Origin of the sequence: Litorimonas sp. WD9-15 (assembly GCF_050271975.1) — a bacterium.
Lineage (GTDB): Bacteria > Pseudomonadota > Alphaproteobacteria > Caulobacterales > Maricaulaceae > Litorimonas.
Genome location: NZ_CP189850.1, coordinates 342,142 through 361,960 on the forward strand (window position 1 = coordinate 342,142; position 19,819 = coordinate 361,960).

General features: G+C 51.5%; 12 protein-coding genes. 2 read left to right on the top strand and 10 right to left on the bottom strand.

The window, feature by feature from the left end; translation table 11 throughout:
• Position 1: 1 nt before the first annotated feature.
• The 7 genes from ACP9M6_RS01665 to ACP9M6_RS01695 form a co-directional block, all read right to left on the bottom strand.
• Complete coding sequence (locus ACP9M6_RS01665; RefSeq protein ID WP_427452878.1) at positions 2-280, bottom strand: hypothetical protein; 279 nt, start codon at positions 278-280, stop codon at positions 2-4.
• A 3-nt stretch (positions 281-283) separates the two neighbouring features.
• Positions 284-1,777 carry a DUF6638 family protein gene (locus ACP9M6_RS01670; protein WP_427452880.1) on the bottom strand — a complete coding sequence of 498 codons (1,494 nt, stop codon included), beginning with the start codon at positions 1,775-1,777 and terminating at the stop codon, positions 284-286.
• Complete coding sequence (locus ACP9M6_RS01675) at positions 1,774-2,508, bottom strand: hypothetical protein (RefSeq protein WP_427452882.1); 735 nt, start codon at positions 2,506-2,508, stop codon at positions 1,774-1,776. The genes ACP9M6_RS01670 and ACP9M6_RS01675 overlap by 4 nt, the downstream gene beginning before the upstream one ends.
• Positions 2,505-4,451: an ATP-binding protein gene (locus ACP9M6_RS01680; RefSeq protein WP_427452884.1), complete on the bottom strand. Its 1,947-nt coding sequence runs from the start codon at positions 4,449-4,451 to the stop codon at positions 2,505-2,507. Before ACP9M6_RS01680 ends, ACP9M6_RS01675 begins: the two co-directional genes overlap by 4 nt.
• Positions 4,452-4,468: 17 nt before the next feature.
• The gene (locus ACP9M6_RS01685) at positions 4,469-5,587 is read right to left on the bottom strand and encodes a hypothetical protein (protein WP_427452886.1); all 1,119 of its coding nucleotides are present in this window, start codon (positions 5,585-5,587) and stop codon (positions 4,469-4,471) included.
• A gap of 9 nt (positions 5,588-5,596) precedes the next feature.
• A complete protein-coding gene (locus tag ACP9M6_RS01690) occupies positions 5,597-6,679 on the bottom strand; it encodes a hypothetical protein (protein ID WP_427452888.1) in 1,083 nt (360 codons plus the stop codon).
• A 110-nt stretch (positions 6,680-6,789) separates the two neighbouring features.
• Entirely contained in the window at positions 6,790-8,109 is a 1,320-nt protein-coding gene (locus ACP9M6_RS01695; protein WP_427452889.1) for a UDP-glucose dehydrogenase family protein, read from the bottom strand.
• A gap of 211 nt (positions 8,110-8,320) precedes the next feature.
• Between ACP9M6_RS01695 and ACP9M6_RS01700 the strand changes: the two genes are divergently transcribed.
• The gene (locus tag ACP9M6_RS01700; RefSeq protein ID WP_427452891.1) at positions 8,321-9,283 is read left to right on the top strand and encodes a glycosyltransferase family 2 protein; all 963 of its coding nucleotides are present in this window, start codon (positions 8,321-8,323) and stop codon (positions 9,281-9,283) included.
• On the top strand, positions 9,283-9,906 hold the full coding sequence (locus tag ACP9M6_RS01705; RefSeq protein WP_427452893.1) for an acetyltransferase: 624 nt from the start codon (positions 9,283-9,285) through the stop codon (positions 9,904-9,906). The genes ACP9M6_RS01700 and ACP9M6_RS01705 overlap by 1 nt, the downstream gene beginning before the upstream one ends.
• Here the strand turns inward: ACP9M6_RS01705 and ACP9M6_RS01710 are convergent, their stop codons facing one another.
• From ACP9M6_RS01710 to ACP9M6_RS01720, 3 genes are all read right to left on the bottom strand, one after another.
• The gene (locus ACP9M6_RS01710; RefSeq protein WP_427452894.1) at positions 9,907-11,703 is read right to left on the bottom strand and encodes a hypothetical protein; all 1,797 of its coding nucleotides are present in this window, start codon (positions 11,701-11,703) and stop codon (positions 9,907-9,909) included.
• Positions 11,704-11,709: 6 nt separating this feature from the next.
• Complete coding sequence (locus ACP9M6_RS01715) at positions 11,710-12,822, bottom strand: DegT/DnrJ/EryC1/StrS family aminotransferase (protein WP_427452895.1); 1,113 nt, start codon at positions 12,820-12,822, stop codon at positions 11,710-11,712.
• A gap of 208 nt (positions 12,823-13,030) precedes the next feature.
• Complete coding sequence (locus ACP9M6_RS01720; RefSeq protein ID WP_427452897.1) at positions 13,031-19,576, bottom strand: pre-peptidase C-terminal domain-containing protein; 6,546 nt, start codon at positions 19,574-19,576, stop codon at positions 13,031-13,033.
• Positions 19,577-19,819: the final 243 nt, after the last annotated feature.

Below are 19,819 nucleotides of genomic sequence, written 5' to 3' on the forward strand. Positions count from 1 at the left end.
CTCACGTATATTGCGCCAGATAAATCAGAAAGCCAATAATCGCGCCCGGCACGATATAGACGCCCAGTATTAGTTTCGGCTTATAGGATCGGCCGTAACGTTTCATGCCTTGCGCGATGAACACGTCCTTCTCCAGAGTCGTTTTCTTCAACTCCGATTGCAATTCATATTCGGAAGACAAACGCGACCGCTCCCGCCAACTCGCGGTGAAACTCAGCACGGCATAAATGACCGTCAGGAGGAGGAAAACGATGACGATATTTCTAATTAATGGAAACATAATCTATCTCCTCTTCCTTTTACGATATTTTTTATCCGGGCGTCCCCAAGGACTGACATAGGGTTTGGTATTGGCGACTTTGACGCTCTGTCCGCTCTCAATATCGACCTCATAAAGTTGACCGTCGACGATACGGTTCATACTTGGATTACTCTCATTTGGGCGCATTCCCGCCCAAGGGTTGGCTTTTAATTTATCGGCACGTTGACTTGCAGGCTCCGGCTCCATGCTGGGTTCTTCGCCGAACAGCGCTTCCCGCGCGCCGGCTTTGTCCATCGCATATTCCTGTTCGAGGAAGCGGACGACGAAGTCCTTCTTCTCCTCCGGCCAGGTCGCGTAACGCTCGTAAAAGAGCGGTTTGTGCATGATGAAGAGTTGCCGGAAATCGAGGCGGGAGAGATCGGATAACAGCATATTCACGAGGTCGCGGTCTTTATGTTGCGACCCGCGCACGGCGTAGAAAAAGGACGGATGGGCCGGGCCAATTTTCGGGACACGCCCGCCCATGGACGCCCAACGCCAGACATCCATCAGGCCGAGAAATTCCTCCGGCAAATCGTTCGCATAACGCCGTTCCAGCGTGCGCATATTCTGGCGCGAGAGGCCGGAGAGATCATGGCCTTGATCGGCAGCAACAGACACAACGATGAAATCCATCTTTTGCCGAATGACAAGAGCGCTATCCTGATTGGGGCGTTGCACAATGAGTTGCGACAGCCCTTCATCGCGGAGCCAATTGGCGATGCCTTCGCGGTCCTCGAATGTCAGAACCTGTTCAATCTCAATCGCGTCCATCCCGTCGATTTTCTCGCGCAGGATAATCGTCGGCGTGTTCGCATCGCGGAAGACATAGGCCCCGCCGAAATGCGAGGTGAAATAATTGCCTTGTGTAAAAGTCTGCGAGTCCAGCTTCACCGGATTGCGTTGAATATTCCCCGTGCGTTTGGCGAGTTCGATCATGTCCGCAATCAGAACATCATCCCACCACGCATCATCATCCGACATAAACCGGTCTATCTGCGCGGAGAGTTCTTCGGCTTCTGCGACATGACTCTGCGTTGTATCCGCCGTGATCTCGATCTGGTTAATGTCCAGCAGGTCTGCGGGTTCCGCGATCTTAAACACGGAATTCATCAACTCGCCCGCCACGGCTTCGCGTGCCGTCAGGGCAAAAAGCTGGTCCTCATTCGCCTCAATATATTGCTTGAGAATGGAGCGTGAGGTTGAGAATTGCGAATTGAGCAGCGGTGCCGTTTTCTGATCCGTCGAGAGCAGAATAAACATCTGGTTCGCGCCATGCGGGTTCAGATAAAGCTCATCATCAAATTCATGCGCAATTTCCGGCGACGCGCCGACTATGTCGATGTGAAACTCGGTCAGCGCCGTGCGCTTCCCCGTCAGATGTTCCAGCGCCCGATTGTAGCGCTCGACAAGGGCGGGAGAGGACACCTCATAAAGGTTTCCAAACATAAGCCCGGCTTTCACGAGACGCATCATGAGTTTGTCTCTCGTTTCAGCTTATCAACAAGCATCCTAACATTGGACAGCTTTATCAAATTTTCTGATTTTAGCATTGTATCTGTATCAGACTGACCGTGAACAAGTTGATTCCTGATTTGCACTACTTGCATAATTTGAAAAAACTGTTCCTCTGTAATTTTATCGTCAGTTTGAAGACGTCGAATTGCAGCTATAAGCGGAGCCTTTTTCTCTAAATTTGCAAGTTTGAAAATATCTCTCTCAAGTTCGATCCAATTATTGAGAAATTTTCCAATCTTGTTTGCTCGCTCTCCTACATTTCGGCCCAAATTTAACTCTGCTCCGAACAGCGAAGAAAATAGTTTTAGAGAAAGTTCGGCATAAATTTCAACAAGACTTTTCTTAACTGTAAGCCCATTCCCATCATGATAAAGTCGATTTCTTATGCGGTGCAACCATTCGAATTCACCGAGACTCAACCCAATGAGTTTCTCGTCGGCAAGCTCCTCAATTCCGTCCAATAAACTTGGAAAATTTTTGCAGTATTCGTCTCTCTGCGCTCTCGAAATAGATATTCCAGTAACACGCTTCGGTAAAGAAACATAAGTTTGAAGCATTAGCTCAGTAGCATTGTCTACAAGTATCATAGAAATTCTTGTCGAAGATTCTTTGTTCTCAGCCAATAAATCAAAAGCTTTTTCAAGAATTTCAGCAGGTCCGTCACTCCATATGGGTAGGTTTGTCTTCACCCCTTACTCCCCAAATATCGCTTCTTAGCTTCCTCCTGTCGGCCAAAGTCTCGGACCATATTTTCAATCGCGATTTCGTCTGATTTATCGGCGTAGCGGAATTCTGAATCCGCGTATCGGTTGATTTCTTGAATAACCATATCGACCGTGATTTCCGTCGAGAGATCGGCGATCATTTTCTTCTTTGTGTCATAATCCTTCTGCAAGAACAGCTCCGGGTTTTCCATCCATTCGTCGGGGAGTTCGAAGTCCATGGCGCGGACTTTGACGGCGTCTGTAATGTTCTTGATGGCGCGGCCTGTGAAGCGGGCATCGGCTTCCTGAATGCCTTTCAGATAGGTGCCGAGTTTCGCGATGGTATCTAACTTCCCAATGGATTTGCTGACCGCGTCAAAGACGATTTCGAGTCCTTCCTCTTTCGGGCGGGCGTAAGATTCATAGCTGGCGGCGACGGCTTTTTTAATCTGCTGCGCCTCAAACAGTTCATGTTTCCCGACAGGAATGTCGTGGTTCTTGCCCATGAGCAGGTGGAGAATATCGATATAGTCCTCACGGCTCTGCGGGCCGTCCACGAGGAAACGGGCGGCGGCGCGTTGACGGAGCGCGTCATCGACATTTTCGGGATAGTTCGAGAACATGCCAAAGGTACAGTTCCCGCGCACAACCGTATTCGCGCCCGCGAAACTTTCCATCAACACGGCGGTAATTTCCAATTGACCCGCGGAGGATTGGCGGTCGCCGCGTTTTCCCGCGAGTTGGTCAATATCGTCAATCGTGCCGAAACCGATCACATTTGGGTCGATGATTTGGTTGATGAAGGCTTTGGCATTTTGCGCGGATTTACCCTGATAGCTATCAATCGAATCCGTGCTGAGATTGGCGTAGCGGAAGGGGTAGCCCGCCACGTTGCAATACTCATTCACGAGCCCCGCCATCATCTGGATCAGGGTCGTCTTCCCCGTCCCCGGCGCACCGTCGCCCATAAAGGTGAAGATAAACCCGCCCAATTCGGCAAAGGGATTCAGCTTCTTTTCAAAGTCATAGGCCATGAGCATTTTGGACAGCTTCATGGATTGATATTTGGCGATATGGTTGCCGACAACCTCATGCGGTTTTTTGAACGTCATGGTCAGCTTGGTGGATTTCGCGCGGCTGGCGGCTTCGAACCCGCGGATTTCGAAATCATCTTCTTCCACGCGGTAAGCGACCGAGGTGAAGGCCTCCAGACGCGGCAAGTTCTGCGCGCGCATCGCAGCCTTGTCCATGAGTTGTTCGAGGAAGGCCGTGACCGTCGGGATAAGTTTATCCTCGCTTGTCGCGAAGATGGCGAGGTCTTGATCGAGCTCCCAAAGCGCGCCCGTCAGCGCGAGTTGCGGATTATCGGTCAGGACTTCCTCGACATCGCCCACATCCACAGTGAGTTCCGATGTGTCGTGCAGGGAAGACAGCAGAAAGCTCGCCATATTCGCGAAAACGTGGAGCGCGATGACGGAGCCCGCCGCGAGGCCTTCATTGAATTCTGCTGTTTTGCCGGAGGGCAATTTGCCCTGCAGATTATCCTTCATCAGTGCGGAGAGGCCCGTCGCGTCGGCATATTGATCGACCACGGTCAGGGCCGTCGCGAGCGCCCGGCGGAGCGCGTGTAGGACGCCCGCTTGGAGCGGGCTCATTAGCGCGTCATCCTCATCTGTTGTCTCAACGCGGGCAATGATATGCACGCCTTCAGCTTTCACTGTCGATTGCGTGACGAGGCCCGGCGTGGTCGAGCGGAAACGTCTGCGGGAGCCGCCTATGCCGGGTGATTTGGACGCAACTTTTTCGATATCCTTCGGCTTGGCCAAACGCGGGGTATGGTCAAATCCGTCCAGCATGGATTGCGCCGCCGGGACTTTCTCCCGAATAGCGGTTTCTTTTATTTCCATGAGGTCAGAGGCGTTGGACATAAATTCGGGTTTCTCTCTTACGTGTAGCTTAGGATTTTGGCGTTTTGACCGACGACATATCGCCGGACGCCCGCAAATTGCTCAGAGTATTTTTCTTCCATCACCTGATAGGCTCGGTGGGGCAGGATCAGGGCGCGGGTCACATCGGTAACGCCGTCCATTTTACCGGACAGGTCAAAGGCGTCGAGTTTGTAAACTTCGCGTGGGGCCTGTTTGAAGACACCGGATTTGACCCATTTCTGCCCGTCGGAAATCAGCGTTTCTACCGTCCAGGCCAGCGCCCAGTCCAAGCCTTCTTCGCCGACGGCTTCAGCCAGAACATTCCGGATGGGTCCGTGTTGTTCGGTGAAGGCATGGCTGTGCATCGGGCCGAGATGAAAACGGCGCAGGGATTTAGGATGCAACCCGTCAAAGTCTTCATCGAAACCTTTGGCAATTGTCAGCAGTTTTAGCTCCGACAGAGACTGCGCCATCAACGCGTCCTGCACGCGCGGCCAGCGTCGTTCATCATGGGGCAGCGCACGCGACGCCGTATCATCGACGACCATGAGGTAGACAACTGGGATATTGGTTTTTGAATCATAGGACGCCCAATGGATGATATAGCGGCGTTTCTTGCGTTTCAGGTCTTTGCCAACCCAAACAATCTGCGGATGATTTTGCGACAGGAACAGGTTCTCGCTCACCAGCGTCTCGTAATAAATCCGCTGCGCCAGTGCATATTGAAGGGTCGTCGGCGCGGTCCGTTCCGAGAGGATATGATTGACCATATCCTTCTTCAGGCGCTCCTGATCCGGCAGGGAATTCAGATGCTTTTTCGCCTGCGTCGAGTCGGCGGCGAGTTGGATAATCTCGGAAAAGACCGGAAACCCGGACTCCGTTTTATCAATGCTCATCTTGCCCGAATCCGGCGCACGGTTCGTCATCAGATATTTATAGGACAGCGCCGTGAAACTGTTATTCAGATCACCCAGATATTGGCCGAGAATATCGGCCTCCGCGCGGCTGATGAGTTTCTCACCAACCGAGAGTTCCGTCACCGACCGGATATGGTCGATGATGCGATCAAATTTAGCAAAGTAACGGCGGGTCGCCCGTGCGCTATCCAGCACACGGTGCGTATAGCTCAGGTCCATGACCGGGCCTTAAGCACTCTCGCCATAGGCGTTAGAATCATGCTGCTCGACGATTTTTTCGAACCGACGCGCAAACCGCTCATCCGCTTTGGCTTTTTCTTCCAGCACTTTACGGGCGAAGACGATGTGGTCTTCATGCGCTTCCATCATCTCGGCCATCTTGTTATTCGTGGCCGCACCGATGGCTGCCATGGCAACCTGTGCTTCTTTATCTGTCGCAACGCCGATTTCGTTGATCTTATGCGCAACATCCTGCTGCTGGGCCGTTTTCAAGGATTTGGACAGCGCATCATAGAGGACAACACGTTGTTTCGTATCCGTTGTCAGCTTGTTCAACAGCACCATCTGGGTCGCGATCTGGTTCTGGAGCGAATCCATCCAGGTCTTGCCCTTCTCGATATAGCGTTCAAGTGTTTGGCTCTCAGATATTTTGACCTGCTCCAATTGCGCCAATTCATTATGGCGGGAGTTCACGGTCGCGAGTTCAGATTCCAGCTTGGCACGCTCCTTCGGATCAGTCGCGGTGGAAAGCTTTGTCTCCAACTCAATGATCTGTGGGTCCAGAGCGGTGATTTCGCCTTTGATTTGCTCCAGCGTTTCCAGCGCAGCTTCGCGGTCCGCGAGAGTCTGCTGCAAATTGCCTTCGACCTTATTCTTATGGTGACCCAACTCGTTGAGTTGGTCCTGCAACATGGCCTGGATCGTGTTTGATTTCGCGATCAGGTCTTGTAGCTTATCCTCAATGGACGCAGCCCGAACACGTTCCGCCCGCAGGCTTTCCGCGCGCTGTTTCGAAAAAATCCCAACGAATTTTTCCCAGCCCGTCTTGGAGCGTAACCCGTCAAAGTCCTTCGAGAACCCGGCCGTGACATCGTCCAAGCCCATAATCAGCTCAGCAATATTAGCGTTCATCAAATCGGAATGAGCATGGACATCGTCCAGGGAGGCATTTTCAATATCCAAGGAAATATCTGTACCCTGGCTCATTTTAGAGCGAGCCGTATCAATGCGCGCGGATAGTTCGGCGATTCTGCTCTGCGCTTCCGCGACTTCTTTCTTGGATTGCTCAATCTGCGTATCAAATTTGGACATTCGGTCTTTTCTCCCTCTCACGTCACCCCGTCTTACAGGTTAGACGTAGGGATGTCCTTATCGATTTACAATAAGAAGCGAGTCGGTTTTCATAAAAATCGACTCTTGGTTTATGCTCTGCCTATACTCGCATAGTCAAACCCGTGTCGCCGCACAGTTTTTGGATCATAGACATTCCGGAGATCGACAAAGCGTTTTGCATTCATGATCTGAGCGAGGTGATTGAAGTCGAGATTTTCGAAATGTTTCCACTCTGTTGCAAGCACGATCACATCAGCCCGTTTTGCACAATCATAAGCGTCGGTACAGAATGTGACATCGTCCAAATGCGGGACTGACTCTTCCATCGCCTCGGGGTCATAGGCCCGTACAGTCGCGCCTTTTTCCTGCAAGACACGGATAATCGGGAAAGTGGGCGTTTCGCGCACGTCATCCGTATCCGGCTTAAAAGCGAGACCCAGCACTGCGACCGTCAGACCCTCAACAGAGCCGCCACAGAGTTTAACGACCTTATCCGCCATGCCGAGCTTGCGGGCATCATTCACATTTATGACCTGCTCCACAATCCGCGCATTGGCGCCGGCCTTCTTCGCAATATCCAGCAGCGCCTTTGTGTCCTTCGGAAAACAGGATCCGCCATAACCGGGGCCGGGCGAGAGATATTTCGAGCCAATCCGTTCATCCAAGCCCATCCCAAAGGCGACATCCGTGACATTTGCACCAACGGCTTCGCACAGATCGGCGATTTCATTGATAAAGCTGATTTTCGTCGCGAGATAGGCATTGGCCGCATATTTGAGCAGCTCTGATGTGCGACGATCCGTAAATACGACAGGAGGCCCTAAAGCGGAGAACGGGCGATAAAGCCGTGCCATGATATCCCGCGCGCGTTCATCCTCTGTGCCGATAATCACGCGGTCGGGATCCATGAAGTCGGCAATTGCTGCGCCTTCGCGTAAGAATTCAGGATTGGACACGACGGCGAAATCCGCGTTCGGATTAGTCTCACGGATAATGGCTTCAACCGCATCCCCCGTACCAACAGGGACGGTCGATTTAATCGCAATAACGGTGAAGCCCTCTAACTGCTTCGCGATATCACGACTGGCCGCATGGACATATTGCAGATCTGCCGAACCGTCAGCTGATTCAGGCGTCCCGACGCCAATAAAGACGACGTCTGCGCTTGGGACAGCTTCGGACAGCTCCGTTGTGAAACGCAATCGTCCGGATTCGACATTTTTGGACACAAGCTCTTCGAGGCCCGCTTCGAAGATTGGAATTTCACCGCGTTTCAGCGCACCGATTTTAGCTTTATTCTTGTCGAGACAGGACACCTCATAGCCAAAATCGGAAAAACAGACGCCCGTCACGAGGCCGACATAGCCCGCTCCGATAGTCGCGATTTTAAGAGTTTGCGGTATCATCATAAGGGGTCGCATGCCCAAGACGGAGCGGAATTGCAAGATGAGCAAGGCCTGTCTTCAGGTGAAATATTTATGACAGGATATATCCAAATATCGTCTTGAGGCCGCTAAACAGCATGCAGCCTGCACGAAGATTAACACCCCCATAGAAATGCGGCTTGCCACCGTGGCCTGACTCCATCAAACAGGCGCTAGGCCAAATGAGAGTAGAACCTTGACCCAATCGGACACCCAAAACGTCCCAGAATTTTCCGTTATCGTGACGAGTTACTTCGAAGAGAAGAGCATTACCGAATATACGGACCGCCTGCTCGCGACCCTGCGCGGGATGAAACGTCCTTTTGAGGTTCTGCTTATTAATGATGGGAGCACGGACAAGACCTATGATCTTCATCGTCAGATTTTCGCGGATAATCCTGAAGTCACCCATGCCATAGATTTTTTTCGTAATGGCGGACAGCTCGCCGCGATGAGTGCGGGTGTTGCCCATGCAACGGGTGAAAAGATTGTGTTCATCGACTCAGACCTTCAGCTTGATCCCGAAGACCTGCCAAAGCTCGCGGCGGAATATGATAAGGGCTATGATATTATCAGCGGCAGACGTGGTAACAGGAAGGACAGCTTCCTCCGTAAATTACCGTCTAAAATTGCGAATATGGTTATGGCGAAAGTCGCCGGGCATTCCCTGACTGACTTTGGATGTACGTTCAAAATCTATAACGCCAAGCTCGTCAAACCCTTCGACTTTGGCCAATTCAAAGCGTGGAACACAGCCTTTGTTTTCCGCGAGGCCGGGAAGGTCAAAGAGATCGAGGTCAATCATCACGCCCGTCGATATGGCGAGTCAGGCTGGACGATGACAAAACTCCTCTCCTTTCTATTTGATCAGGCAACCGGTTTATCACGCCGGCCCTTCATGTGGCTCTCGCTGATTTCTGTGGCGTTGACGGGCTTGGTTGCATTGCGGTTGATCCTGCTTCCCCTTTTTGACTTCCGTGTCATGGACAGGATTTCCAACGGCTTGATCTTAAATGTGTTACTCATCGTGATCCTAATCCAGCTGGCGACGACGAGCGCGATTGGTGAGTTCCTCTTCCGCGTTTACAACCGGACGGAAGGCGACCCTATCTACACGATTAAAGAACACCTGCAGCGTGAGTGGAGCAGTAAAAAATAATGTCCAAGGATCACCCGCTCTTTATCATTGGCGCAGGGGGGCATGCAAAAGTTGTTGCCAATGCAGCGTTAAAGGCGGGGTTAAATTTGGAAGGTTTTCTATCCGACTCTGCCGATGATATCGGAAAAACGATATTTAATCTTCCGGTACGCGACAGACAGTCTGCCTTAAAAAGGATAGCGGCCTTTCATGTCGCCATAGGGTCGAATAATATTCGGGCGCACCTCTCAGAGGAGATGGTTAAGGCAGGTTGGGTTTGCGAAACGATTATTCACCCCAGTGCGGCAATTGGATGTGATGTGAAAATAGGGACCGGGACTTTCATAGGTCCACAAGCTGTGCTCAACCCCGGAGCGGTACTGGGAAATTATTGCATTATCAATAGCGGTGCCATCGTTGAGCATGACTGCCAGATCGCGGAGGCCGTGCATCTCTCACCCCGCGTTGCTCTGGGTGGGCATGTGGCGATTGGTGAGAATAGCTGGGTCGGCATTGGCGCAACGGTGAGAGACCGCGCCAAGATTGGAGCCGAGGTTATGATTGGTGCCGGCGCAGTCGTCGTATCAGATATTGACGGACCCGGCACAGCCTATGGCGTCCCCGCAAAGTTACGGCCCTGTTGATTAATTCTCGACTAGTCTCAATTCTGACCAAGAACAAACCTTCATCTTGTCCACTCCCGGCTGAACGTAATGACGCGTTTGACCCGGTAAAGCAGATAGAACGCGTTTATAATCCTTGGCTCTCAATCTAAGCCTTCCATTATAAATACGCTTATCATTTAAATGGTCGATCTCCAGAATTACGGGCCCATCCGTCGGTAGGTTTGTCAATTCAATGCAAAGGTCAACTCTATCTGATTTTTTCGCGGGAACTGCACGGGAGTCCATAACGATTTTATATGAGTTTGCAGGGTTACCTTCGATTTGCATTTTTAAATCTCGATAAATAGCCAGCTGTGGGCCTGGACGGAATTTTGGATTGAAAACGCTATACTCATTCTCAACCAAGAAATTGAGAGACGCATCAAAGTTGCGGTTTGAGCCGACAACACTCGACGGCAATCGAAAATTCGCGCTTGGGTCTGTTCCGAGTATATAAACCATCATCTCGTCGCGATCATAGGCGGCGCGCAGGTTTTTGGCTTTATCCCAAGACATGTTCGTTGCGACCGCACCAGAGATGAGAGCGACCATAAAAACACCACAGGTTAGGCCCATCCAACGCTGACGCGGCATAAATTTCACGGCTTCTGCTGCGTATAGGGCGAGTGCTAAAAATGCGCCGACCCAGGATAATTTAAAATTCGTGGCATAGCGGGAAGAGGAAAGGAGAATTGTAAAGTCGCCTGCATCCCGCGCGGTGAAAACGGCAAGACTAAACAGGGCGGAATAAATCATGAGCCCCAACATAAGCAGGCCGCGCCGCCCTTTCGACAATGCCGCTAAAGCGGCGCCCAAAAAGACGAACGTCGTAAAAGCAATAGAGATGGCAGGTAGAAACACACCTGATCCATGAATGGTAAAATCTCTAAACCAAGATTCACCCCAGAATGCACTGGATATTGAATAGAAATAGGCTTTCACCAAATCCGGAAGCCCTGTGATAAGGGCTATAACAGAGGCACCTTCTCCTTCTTTACCAGACGGGAGAAGCAGGAGTTTGATAAGTAGGATTCCAACCACAGATATGCCCGCATAGATAATCATTTGGAGGAACAAGGCTTTGTCACGGTGGAAAATAGAGACGAGTGTCATTGCACCAAATGCGGATAAGAAAAAAATCACGCCGTAATCAAAATTCATCAGGACGGTTATGATAGTAATCAAACCAAGTATGAGAGAAACACGCGTCTCTTTAGTCAAAGATGTCGCTTGATTCAGCATCCCAAAACGGCTGAGCGCAATCAACATAGCGATACCGAAAACATATCCCAAAGACTGTAGTGAGACGAGCGTCCACACCCAAGTCAACGTTGTTTGGAACAACAAAAAATATGCACCTGTGGCAAAGATACCAAATAAGAGAAACGGGCTCATTTTATCCTTGGCCAGTCTCAATGTTACGACGGCCAAAGATAAATAAATCAGAATATGTAGCGTTAGTGAAAAATAGGCGTCTTTTCGCACATCCCAATCAAAGATCGGACCGGCAATAAAAATCTGATAAAAATGCAGGAGCGGATTCGGGTGATGATTGCTCCAGAGTATTTTCGGAGAGACATCACCGGAACTCCAAGGGATTATAATTTTTGTGATATGTCGCCACTGATCTGATCGTGGGTGTGCATTGGAAAAATTATAAATAAATGCAAAATGCAGAACGATAAGCCCTGCCAACGCCAGCAGGCCAAACAGGAATATCCATCGGGCGCGCGCCGGAACGCGTTGAACCGAAGTCTTTAACGACGAGATCATCATCGAACTCTAGCGGGTGGAGTCCAGCAGTTGTAATGACTTTCGCACAGCTTGGCTCAAGCCTGTCCAAAAATCATCCGGCGATTCTGAATAAATCGGCAAACACATCACCGAATTTTGTAATAAGAGGGACGTCTCGACCGGCATAATTTCAAGCTTTGCCCGGCCTTGATATCCAACGGATAAGCTCGGCCAGTAATATTTTTTCACTTCAACACCCTGATCGGCAAAGACGGTAATGCATTTCTCACGATTACTTTCTGGGACAAGGATCGGAAAACAAGACCAACTGGCCAGTTCCGGCATATCAAATAATTCTACGAAATCATTGCCTTCGAATAATTCAAGATAGAGCGACGCGTGCTTTTGCCGGTTGTCAACAATTCCGTCGATCAAATCCAATGTTCCAAAGCCAATGGCGGCCCGGAACTCATCCATTTTAGCGTTCGTACCGTCATGGAACGTACGGTCAGATTGGAACCCGAAATTGACGCTGCGGCGGATACGCTCCGAAATCTGTTCAGGCGCAGCAATCAACCCCCCTTCGCCAATCGCAAAAACCTTTGTCGCGTGGAGCGAGAAAATTTCAATCTCGCCATATTCAGAGCCAAATGTCTGCTCTGACGGTTTTGACAGGGCCGCCGCGGCGTCAATCACCAATGGAATACCATGCGCTTTAGATATTTTTTTCACAGGCGTGATATCATTAACGAAACCATAGCAACGTACATGCATAATTGCGGCTACATCGTCATATTTTTCCAACGCGGCCTCGACGCTTTTTGGATCAAGTTCACTTGTTTCCTTGAGAACGTCACAGACAATCGGCTTGCCGCCCGCCGCAATCACGGCCTGTAGTGTGCCCGAAAATGTAAAATCGGGTAGAATGACATAGCGCCCATAGACTTCGAGCGCGTTCAAAACGGCTTGAATGCCCAGCGTATTGGAGGTCACCAAGGTCGAGCTGTAACCCTCAATCAGATAGTTCTCGGTCATGCGGCCCTCGAGGCGCGTGGCCAGCGGTCCATAATTCGAGAAATAGCGCTGAGAATAGCTTGTTTCCAGCAATGGAACCCACGTTTCAGGCTGCGGAAGGATTGGTCGAAGATACGGATATTTCATGTCAGATCATGCCCTATGATACTTTGATAACCAGTTACGCCAAGCGCATGTAACGCTATGTTCTGACAAAGACCAGACTCGTTTGTGTTTATCCAGCTGTAAATCTATGTGATCCTCTTACACTTAAGAAAAAAGGCCGCTGAGTTTGCGGCCTTTTCCAATCAATATATTTGTTTGAAGACAGCCTAAAATCTTCTAACCAATTCCCCTAGAGCGCAACATCAGTATAGTCGTCTGTGAAATAGGAGGCTTCCCAATCATCAACTGAAAAGCCGGTCGATAGAAGTGTATATTCAGGAACAGGCGGGACCTCTGAGGTTTGCAGCGCTTGCACAGTTTCAAGATCTCCAAAATCTGAGAGCTCAGCCGTTATGTTCACTGAGGGTTCTGAAGCCCCGAAGATGAAATCACTTGCCGTCAGCGATGACGCGACTGTGTTCAATAGAATCAATGTATCTTCCGTATCAAAATTCGTGATCACTGTGTTTCCGCCCTGTTGGACAATTTGCAGGTCATCAAAGCCCGAGAATTGCAATGCACCGTCTACAAGGATTGTATCCTCCCGGGAGGTAAAGTCGGTCACAATGTCCGTGCTGGAGCCCAGTGTGTAGGCGAAGCTATCTGCGCCCGCGCCGCCGGTCATCGTATCTGCACCCGCGCCGCCCGAGAGAATATCGTCACCGACATCACCAAACAAACGGTCTACGCCTTCGTCACCGTTCAGGGTGTCATTTTCAGTGCCGCCCCGGAGGAAGTCGTCCCCGCTGCCGCCGTTGAGAATATCATCCCCGGCCTCACCAAACAGACGATCTTCACCCGTGCCGCCGAAACAACGGTCATCACCGGTTCCGCCCAGGATTTCATCATCTCCGCTATCGCCGCCTAAGATATCGTCACCATCATCACCGAAGAGTCGATCATCGTCGTTACCGCCGCGCAAATTATCAATGCCAACATCACCGCGTAGCGTGTCGATACCGTCTCCGCCCGTCAGCATATCATTGCCGCTGCCGCCAAGGAGGAGGTCACCGCCAGCGCCGCCATCCAGTGTGTCATTACCGCTGCCGCCGAGAAGTTGGTCGTCACCCTCGCCGCCATTTAACGTGTCTGCGCCGCTGCCGCCGATCAGGTCATCATTTCCAGAATCCCCATTCAGCGTGTCATCATCGGCGCCGCCATTCAAAGTATCGGCACCTTCGCCGCCATTGAGCTCATCCGCTCCGGCATCGCCCAAGATACGGTCATCGCCGGCATCGCCGTTTAGGGTATCATTGCCGCCCCCGCCTTGGACGAGGTCGTTATCATCTGCGCCATTGATGATATCATCGCCACCTTGGCCGAAGAGACGGTCTTCGCCGTTCCCACCGAAGAGACGGTCATCCCCAATGCCTGCCAGAATGACGTCATTGCCACTATCTCCACCGAGGATGTCATCACCATCATCGCCGAAGAGTCGGTCATCGCCAATCCCGCCGCGTATGTTATCTGTACCGTCTCCACCGCGCAGCGTGTCATTACCGCCGTCGCCATTGACGACGTCATTACTCGCACCGCCGAAGATGAGATCATTGCCGTCTCCACCTTCCAGTGTGTCGTCGCCGTCATTGCCTCTGATGTCATCATTACCTGCAGCGCCCAGCAGCGTGTCATTACCAAGGCCGCCCGTCATCAGGTCATCCAGAACTGTGCCTGTAATGTCATCGTTTCCGTCCGCGCCCAGGAAGCGAATGATATCTTCACCCGCCGTCCAATTGGTGAAAGTCCAACCGGACAGATCCACAGTCACGTTATTATTCTCATTGCTGAAAATGAGCTCATCCACAAATCCGACACCGCGTCCTTCCACTGTGGCGGAGGCAGAAATTTCAGTATCTCCGGCGTTGTCGACCTCTTGCCCCCCGATTTGAACACGGCGTTGACCCGCATTTCCATCATCAGCGAAAACCAAGGATTCTATTTCGATAAAATCAGCGCTGTTATCATCTAAATCGATAAATCCATCACCTTGGAAGACAATCGAATCGGCACCCGCGCCGCCGTTAAAACGCCCGAGGAACTGAGAGCCATTGGCCGTATCGAAGATAAATAAATCATCTCCTTCGTCGCCATTAGCACTATCATCACCTTCTGAGCCGATAAATATATCCGCGCCTTCGCCCCCATTGAGAACATCATCACCTGCGCCGCCATTCAGCGTGTCATCACCCGCACCGCCGCGAATGACATCATCGCCGCCATTCCCGTTCAGGATATCATTCTCGTCAAACCCGAAAATGAAATCAGCGGTTTCAAGCCCATCAAGGCTATCCAACCCGACTGTGCCAAAAATGATAGCCTCTCTTGATATCGTCCCGTCAGCAAATTGGAGGAACTCCACATCAATGAGTGTATCTGTCCCGTCAGCGTCTGTGTAAGTCAGTGCGCCGGAGTCATCTATACCAATAGCGTCAACGGAGAAGTTTCCGGAGAATAGGGCTGTGTCTATGCCATCGCCGCCGTTGAGGGTGTTATTCCCTGCGCCGCCAATAAGGATATCGTCGCCGCCATTTCCGTTCAGAACATCATCCTCTTCTAATCCGAAAATGACATCCACCGTCTCGAGACCATTTAGCGCGTCGATGCCGGGCGTTCCGAAAATAATACTATCTACAGCGAAAGTCACATCAGAGAATTCGAGAAATTCTACATCCGTAAGCGTGTCCGTCCCATTTGGTCCCGTCACAGTTAACGCACCGGACATATCAAATCCAATGGTGCTGGAAGAGAGCGTTTGTGAGAATACCGCTGTGTCTATTCCGGCGCTGCCATTGAGGGTGTTGTTTCCAATGCCACCGACAAGACGGTCATTACCGCCGCCGCCATTCAGGCTGTCATCACCTTCACCACCGCTGAGAGTGTCAGAGCCCGAACCCCCATTCAGCGTATCCGCATCCGTTCCGCCGAAAAGCGTGTCATTACCATTGCCGCCATTGAGCGTATCTGTGCCACTCCCACCATTGAGCGTATCATTTCCGTCCCCGCCATTGAGTGTATCAATGCCGTTATTGCCCGACAAAATATTGTCGCCGCTATCGCCGGTCAGCACATCATCGAAACTTGACCCAATCAGGTTTTCAAACCCGGTCAGCGTATCCAGGCCCGCGCCCAACGTGTTTTGTTGCGCCGTGTTGGAGAGATCAACGCGCACACGTTGGTCTGTGCCACTATAATCGGCTGTATCAATACCTGCGCTGCCGTCCATTATATCATCACCGACCCCGCCAATGAGAACATCATCGCCGCCGCCGCCATTCAGGGCATCATCGCCCGCACCGCCCTCCAGCCTGTCAGCACCTGAGCCACCGGTCAGTATATCCGCACCGTCTTCGCCGAGAAGTGTATCATCGCCCCCGCGTCCCGTGAGTGTATCAGCGCCCGCACCGCCCTGAAGCACATTTGCGAAATCATCGCCCCGCAGCGTATCGTCAAAATCTGATCCAATCAGGTTTTCAATATTTGTGAGCGTATCCACGCCCGCGCCTAATGTGTTTTGCTGGGTAGAGGGCGCAAGATCGACTCTGACGGCCAGCGCCGCATTGGCATAACTGGCCGTATCAACGCCGTCACCGCCATCTAAAAAATCATTACCTTCGCCGCCCGCAAGTGTATCAGATCCATCGCCACCATAGAGCTCGTCATTTCCGGCATCACCATTTAGGATATCGTCCGCAAAAAGACCGTGGATAATATCATTTCCGCCACCGCCATTCACGACATCATTGGCATCACCCGTCAAAGCTTCATTATCTTGTGGTTCCGTGATTGAGACATGTAACCGATAGGATTCACCTGCCTGCACAGGGTTAGGTGTTTCCGAGCTGCCTCGAAAACGTCCCATTGCAATAAAGTATGTGCCCGGCTCAGTGGTCGTGAAGGTAAGGAAACTATCCAATGAGGATATCGAGCCGCCCGCTCCATCTGTCAGATCGCTATCATCATTATTGGCGAGAATATTACCTGCCGCATCGAAAATCGTGAATTCTGTATCAAAATCAGTAAGACCGCTATCATCTGTATCCAGGGTTATAACCGCCCCGGCTGTATTGACGGTCACTTGGTAGAAATGCAGACTTTCTGTCGCGTCACCCGTTCCGGTGATGGTGACATGAGCATCACGTTCCGAATTCGCGATATCCGGGTTGGCTGCAAAAGAGAACGTATTCGTAATATCAATCGCCGTAGCCGTATCGACATTTCCGGCATTCGCAGCCCGTGCGAGTGCGCCTGAGCCCAGACCAATGCCAGAAGTTCCGAGGCCCAAATCACTATCAGCAAAGATAGTGTCGTCACCCGCGCCACCATTGATGACATTAGCTCCCAAATTCCCCGTCAGCGTATCGTTGAAATCAGATCCTGTGAGATTTTCGAAATTCGAGAGCGTATCCGTCCCTGCGCCAATTGTGTCTTGCGCCTCGGCTAAGGCTAAATTGACGGTGACATCGGATGTTGCATCAAAATATGACGCGGTATCGGTACCCGCGCCGCCATCCAGCGTATCGTCACCCGCACCACCGGAAATGACGTCATTTCCGTCGTCGCCATTAATCGTGTCATTCCCCGCCAGACCGTTGAGCGTATCATTACCGCTAAACCCAATAATCGTATCGTCGGCGTCAGTCCCGTCGAGATCATCATCTCCTTCGGTGCCAATCACACCAAATTTCGCGAGCGCCTCAAGATCGGCAATCGTCAAAGTCTGATCCCGGAACTGGACGAATTCAATGCCCAACAGCGTGTCCATATCCCCAAATTGGTCCACTATGGCGAGGCCGCCATTCTGATCTAAGACGATCTGTATATCGGCAAAGTCACGCCCGCCAAACACAGCCGTATCGTTGCCTTCGCCCCCGATAAAGGTGTCGTTTCCGACGCCACCAAAAAGTGTGTCATCTCCCGCGCCGCCATCGAGTATATCATCTCCGCTACCACCATCCAGCGTATCATCGCCTGCGCCACCATTCAGCGTATCGTCACCCTCACCGCCGGTGATCTGAAGCTCGATTTGCGCCGCCGAGCCGTCTATGACGTCATCTCCGCCATTGCCGCGGATATCGAGGGTTTCAATATTTGTAAGGTCGAGTGTGAAGAGACCAAGATTTGTACGCGAGAAGACTGTGGTGCCTGCATTATCACTTATTGTGATATTATCTCCGGCACCGTCAGCCAGATTGACTTGCTGTGTGTCGTCCCCTTCGCCCCCATCATTTATATCAGAGCCATCACCATTATTCCAAATGATGAGATCATCGTCCGCATCACCAAATATTGTATCATTGCCCAGACCACCCGTGAGCGTATCATTACCGTCACCGCCATTTATGACATCGTCGCCCAGACCTGCAATGACCACGTCATCTCCACCGCGGGCATTATATGTACCGGCGACATCAGGACCGATAAAAGAGCGGCCAGAATTATCGCCTTGCAGTGTAAATGTGTCCTGCTCTTCCCAGTCAATAAATGTCCAGTCGGAAACATTCGTGTTCAGATCCGGAGATTGTGAGTAACCGATGATGATATTATCAATATCGCCATTATTGCCCGTAATTGTGCCGCTGAATGTTCGACCGGCGGTGCTGACGTTAAGACTAATCGTTGTTTCGATAGGGCCTGTTTGACCTTCAACATCCGTAAAGACGATAGCCTCGATACTATTGAGATTTGCACTTCTCGAAGACAAATTAATGAATCCATCAAAGCTCAACTGAAGCGTATCAAACCCGCCGTCGCCCCCTAATGCGGTTCTAGAATCGACCGCGCTCGCGATGATGAATGTATCGTCGCCATTCCCCCCCTCAGCGATGCTGCGCCCTGTCCCCAGGTGGATGATATCATTACCAGCATCACCATTCAGCCTATCAAACCCTGAAGTTCCAAATAATACGTCATCGCCATTGCCGCCGTCCAAACGGTCATCGCCACTGCCTCCGATCAAGAGGTCAGCACCGTCCCCGCCAATGAGTCGATCATCACCCTCACCGCCTTCCAAACGGTCATCACCATTGCCGCCCTCCAGACGGTCATCACCTGCATCGCCGTGCAGTTCATCATCACCGTCGCCGCCATAGACCAAGTCATCGCCGTCACCGCCGCGCAAGTCATCATCGCTGTCAATAGCCTCACCCGTCGCCACATGATTGGTGACGGTCACATTGACGAGGGCTTCTGCGCTCGCGCCCAGTGCGGAGATCGCGCCGCCATCTGAGCTGCCCACAACGACGAAATAGGTTCCGGCGCCATCTGCACCCGCCGTGAATGTCAGGAAGGAGTCTGTTCCATTGACGGACCCGATATCGCCGGCGTCATCATCGTTGCTGGCGAGAACGGTCGTGCCATCAGGGCCAATGAGTTGAATGAAGGAATCGAAATTTGCGAGGTCGACATCGACGGTAATCGTTTCATTCGCGCCGACGCTGACGCTGTAATATTCAATCGCATCCTCGCCTGCGATATGAATAGATGTTGAAGGTGCGCCGGCTTGAATGAAGCTAAAACGGTCCGCCGCGATCCAGCGATCATCGACTTCAAGGCTGAACGCTGTTGCAACACTGTTGTTACCGGAAATACCAGAGAAGAGGCCGCCTGTATTATAACCGCCAACCAGCAGGTCTGCCCCGCCGCTTGGCGCTGCCGTAATAAGACCCGGGCCCGTACCAAAGACAAAATCCGTCTCTTGCGTCGTTGTTGCTGTTCCGTCACCTAGAAATAATGCCATGTCTTGTCTTCCCTCACATAAAACGTGTCCTCGACGACACGTTCCGGATTGATGCGATAATCAATCCTCTCAAACCGAAGCCCCAACCTTGCGGCGGTTCAGGTCTGGCAGAGCTAAGACACGCGGTCTGTGGGTCCGGGCGCTTGCCCTGCCATCCCGGTCAACGCGGGGCGCCAACGCTGACACACCTTTCATGACACTCGGATGTGTGCGTGAGCGTGTGTAAAAGCGTGTGTAAAGCGT

Coding starts and splice junctions, on each gene's coding strand:
- ACP9M6_RS01680 (WP_427452884.1), bottom strand. CDS start 4,451: ATGTCCAACGCCTCTGACCTCATGGAAATAAAAGAAACCGCTATTCGG.
- ACP9M6_RS01715 (WP_427452895.1), bottom strand. CDS start 12,822: ATGAAATATCCGTATCTTCGACCAATCCTTCCGCAGCCTGAAACGTGG.
- ACP9M6_RS01690 (WP_427452888.1), bottom strand. CDS start 6,679: ATGTCCAAATTTGATACGCAGATTGAGCAATCCAAGAAAGAAGTCGCG.
- ACP9M6_RS01720 (WP_427452897.1), bottom strand. CDS start 19,576: ATGGCATTATTTCTAGGTGACGGAACAGCAACAACGACGCAAGAGACG.
- ACP9M6_RS01710 (WP_427452894.1), bottom strand. CDS start 11,703: ATGATGATCTCGTCGTTAAAGACTTCGGTTCAACGCGTTCCGGCGCGC.
- ACP9M6_RS01670 (WP_427452880.1), bottom strand. CDS start 1,777: ATGATGCGTCTCGTGAAAGCCGGGCTTATGTTTGGAAACCTTTATGAG.
- ACP9M6_RS01665 (WP_427452878.1), bottom strand. CDS start 280: ATGTTTCCATTAATTAGAAATATCGTCATCGTTTTCCTCCTCCTGACG.
- ACP9M6_RS01705 (WP_427452893.1), top strand. CDS start 9,283: ATGTCCAAGGATCACCCGCTCTTTATCATTGGCGCAGGGGGGCATGCA.
- ACP9M6_RS01695 (WP_427452889.1), bottom strand. CDS start 8,109: ATGATGATACCGCAAACTCTTAAAATCGCGACTATCGGAGCGGGCTAT.
- ACP9M6_RS01685 (WP_427452886.1), bottom strand. CDS start 5,587: ATGGACCTGAGCTATACGCACCGTGTGCTGGATAGCGCACGGGCGACC.